The organism is Oleiphilus sp. HI0123, from assembly GCF_001635315.1.
In genome coordinates, this window is sequence record NZ_LWGE01000761.1 from 1 (window position 1) to 449 (window position 449).

Here is a 449-nt window from a genome sequence, read left to right on the forward strand (position 1 = left end):
TATTTAAAACAATATGGCGATAATCCAGTACTGGCAACTTCGCACTGATTTGAGAATCAGAAGGCTGCGCGTGTTGTCGGTAATCATATAAAAAACCAACCGAGGCAAAGCTGATATCAAAGGCACCTTGAGATAAAGCCGACACAGACAAAGACTTTTCGAGTAAGCTAAACAGCTCAGTCGATATCACTAGCGTTTGCTCAGAGGCAAGTCTATTTACCTTGGAGAGCTCAGATTCAGAAATATACCGCGACATCTTTGCCTCGATATCATTAAAGCGATTCAGCACTGCGCGCTTAGCCTTCTCTGCTTTAATCTTATCGTCTAACCAAAACTCCAAGCTTAAGTTGGTCGTCATCACCTCTGCAGAAAACTCATGCCACTCGGCTTTCAAGGGCATGCTAAGAAAAACTAAGAAGCAAATGAGAAAACTCAAACAGTTTTTCATA

The 449-nt window shown here is 41.9% G+C and carries 1 protein-coding gene; it reads right to left on the reverse strand.

Going from position 1 to position 449, the window contains the following annotated elements; all coding sequences use genetic code 11:
• Positions 1-400: FAD:protein FMN transferase (locus tag A3761_RS06745; protein ID WP_197472914.1), on the reverse strand; the 400-nt coding region annotated here is incomplete at its 3' end.
• Positions 401-449 lie beyond the last annotated feature (49 nt).